Source organism: Kitasatospora sp. NPDC049285, assembly GCF_040678815.1.
Taxonomy (GTDB): domain Bacteria; phylum Actinomycetota; class Actinomycetes; order Streptomycetales; family Streptomycetaceae; genus Kitasatospora.
This window is the reverse complement of record NZ_JBFAQR010000133.1, coordinates 1-3,510: the sequence shown is the minus strand read 5'-3', so window position 1 is coordinate 3,510 and position 3,510 is coordinate 1. Positions and strand designations below refer to the sequence as shown.

Sequence of the window (3,510 nt, the reverse complement as noted above, 5' to 3'; positions counted from 1 at the left end):
GTGCCGTCGGCGTTCGTGGTGCTGGAGGCGCTGCCGTTGACCGCGAGCGGCAAGCTGGACCGGCGGGCGCTGCCGGCGCCGGTGGTCGCCGCGGGCGGTGGGCGCGAGCCCCGGACGGCGGAGGAGCGGACGCTGGCGGGGATCTTCCGCGAGCTGCTGGGCGTCGAGGCGGTGAGCATCGACGACAGCTTCTTCGACCTGGGCGGCCACTCGCTGCTGGCGACCCGGCTGCTGTCCCGCATCCGGGTGGTCACGGACGCCGAACTCGGCATCCGCACGGTCTTCGAGAACCCCACCATCGCCCAACTCGCCCGCACCCTGGAGCACTCGACCGCCGCACGGGCCCGCCTCACCCCCGCCGTCCGGCCCGAGCGGGTGCCGCTGTCGTACGCGCAGCAGCGCCTGTGGTTCCTCGACCAGCTGGACACCGGCAGCGGAATGTACAACATCCCCCTCGCCGTCCGGCTGCGCGGCGAGCTCGACCAGGCCCGCCTCCGGCAGGCGCTGGACGGCGTGCTCTCCCGGCACGAGGCGCTGCGCACGCTGTTCCCGTCCGTCGACGGCCACCCGCACCAGGTGGTCACGCCCGCCGCCGCGCTGCCGTTCACGGTCGTCGCGGTGGAGGAGGCCGGGCTGGACGCGGCGCTGGCCCGGGAGTCCGCCCACAGCTTCGACCTGGCCGCCGAACTCCCCGTCCGGGCCACGCTGTTCGAGCTCGCTCCGGACGACCACGTGCTGCTGCTGGTGCTGCACCACATCGCGGGCGACGGCTGGTCGCTGGCGCCGCTGCTGCGCGACCTGGAGGCCGGGTACCTCGGCCGCGAGCTGCCCGAACTGCCGGTCCAGTACGCGGACTACGCCCTGTGGCAGCGGGACGTGCTCGGCTCCGAGGGCGACCCGGACAGTGTGATCTCCCGTCAACTCGCCTACTGGGCCGAGACCCTGGCCGGCCTGCCGGACGTCCTGGAGCTGCCCACCGACCACCCCCGGCCGGCCGTGGCCAGCAACCGGGGCGAGCGGCTGGAGTGGCAGCTGGACGCCGCCACCCACCGCGCCCTCGCGGACCTCGCCCGGGACAGCGGCGCCAGCCTCTTCATGGTGCTCCAGGCCGCGGTGGCGACCCTGTTCACCCGGCTGGGTGCGGGGACGGACATTCCGCTGGGCACCGGTATCGCGGGGCGTACGGACGAGGCGTTGGACGAGCTGGTCGGGTTCTTCGTGAACACGCTGGTGCTGCGCACGGACACCTCGGGCAATCCGACCTTCCGTGAGCTGCTCGCCCGCGTGCGCGAGCACGACCTGTCGGCGTACGCGCACCAGGACGTGCCGTTCGAGCGGCTGGTGGAGGTGCTCAACCCGGAGCGCTCGCTGGCCCGGCACCCGCTCTTCCAGACCCTGATCACCCTGCAGAACACTCCCGACCCGGACCTCGACCTGCCCGGGATCACCCCGTCCGCCGTCGACGTGGCGGGCTACCAGGCCAAGTTCGACCTGCTGCTCGACCTCCGCGAGACCTTCGACGCCGCGGGCCGACCGGCCGGCATCGACGTCACCGCCGAGTACGCACTGGACCTGTTCGACGCCGCGGGCATCGGGGTGCTGTGCAAGCGCCTCGCCCGGGTGCTCGGCCAGGTCGGCGCGGACCCGGAGCAGCGGATCGGGGCGATCCACCTGCTCGCCGCGGACGAGGTGGTGCAGCAGCTCGGCCACTGGGGCCTCGGCGAACGCGGCCAGGAGACCGTGGTCGGCCTGCCGCAGGCCTTCGCCCGGCAGGTCGAGCGGACCCCCGAGGCCGTGGCCGTGGTGAGTGGCGAAGTCCGGCTCAGCTACGCGGAGTTGGACGCGCTGTCGAACCGTTGGGCGCATGCGCTGCGGGAGCGGGGCGTGGGTGCGGGGACGCCGGTGGCGCTGCTGCTGGACCGTTCGCTGGAGCTGGTGGTGGCGGAGCTGGCGGTGGTGAAGGCGGGCGGGTTCTACGTGCCGCTGCACGACGCCTACCCGGCCGACCGGCTGACGCTGATCGTCCAGGACGTGCAGGCCCCGCTGCTGCTCACTGACCGCACCGAGCTCCCCGAGGGGCTGACCGAGGGTGGTACCCGGCCGCTCCAGCTCGAGGAACTCGCCGCGCAGGCCGAGCAGTTCGCGGACCCGGCCGCGATCGAGGCCGCGACCGTCCCGGCCGGGCAGCTGGCGTACGTGATGTACACCTCCGGTACGACGGGTCGGCCGAAGGGTGTGATGGTCAGTCACGGGAACGTGGCGGAGCTGGCCTTCGACTCGCGGTTCGGCAGCGGTGCGCACGACTGCGTGCTGATGCACTCCTCGCACGCCTTCGACGCGTCGACGTACGAGCTGTGGGCGCCGCTGCTGCGCGGCGGAAAGGTGGTCGTGGCACCCGGCGGGCACCTCGGCCCGGAGGAGCTGCGGTCGGCGATCGCCCGCCACGGGGTGACGGCGATCTTCGTGACCACGGCGCTGTTCAACGCGATCGCGGTCGAGGAGCCGCAGGCCTTCGACGGGCTGCGGGAGATCCTGTTCGGCGGTGAGAAGGTCACCGTCGAGGCGGTGGAGAACGCGCAGCGGACCTGCCCGGACGTGCGGATCACCCACGTGTACGGCCCGACCGAGACCACCACCTTCGCCACCGCCTGGCCGGTGGCCGCGGGCCGCGCACCGGGCTCGGCCGTCCCGATCGGCGCGCCGATGGCGGGGACCCGGGCGTACGTCCTCGACGACTACCTCCAGCCGCTCCCGGCCGGGGCGGTCGGCGAGCTGTACCTGGCCGGCAGCGGTGTGGCGCACGGCTACCACGGGCGTCCGGAGCTGACGGCCGAGCGGTTCGTGGCGGACCCGTTCGGCGGTCCGGGCGACCGGATGTACCGCACGGGCGACCTGGTGCGGTGGATCGAGGACGGTCAGGTCGACTACGTGGGCCGGGCGGACGACCAGGTGAAGATCCGCGGTTTCCGGATCGAGCCCGCGGAGATCGAGGCGGCCCTGGCCGCGCACCCGTCCGTCACCCACGCGGTGGTGATCGTCCGTGAGGACCGGCCGGGTGACAAGCAGTTGGCCGCGTACCTGGTCGGTGCGGACGTCGAGGTCGCGGAGGTCCGGGAGTTCGCTGCCGGTCGGCTGCCCGCCTACATGGTGCCGAACGGCTTCGTCGTGCTCGACGCGCTGCCGCTGACGGTCAACGGCAAGCTCGACAAGCGCGCGCTGCCCGCGCCGGTGGTCGAGACGGGCGGCGGCGCTCCCGCCGTCGCGCCGCGGTCGCTGCGCGAGGAGATCCTCTGCCGGGTGTTCGGCGAGGTCCTCGCGGTGGCCGAGGTGGGTATCGACGACGGGTTCTTCGACCTGGGTGGTGACAGTATCGCGTCGATCCAGGTGGTGAGTCGGGCTCGTAAGGCCGGGTTGTTGCTGACGGCGCGGGACATCTTCGAGCGCAAGACGGTGCGTGAGCTGGCGGTGGTGGCGACGCAGGCGACGGCGGAGGTGGTGCCGGGCCTGGAG

At 73.2% G+C, this 3,510-nt stretch carries 1 protein-coding gene; it reads left to right on the top strand.

All coding sequences use genetic code 11. The features are described 5' to 3' along the window. On the top strand, positions 1-3,510 hold a 3,510-nt coding region (locus AB0K51_RS34675), incomplete at both ends, for an amino acid adenylation domain-containing protein (RefSeq protein WP_363462258.1).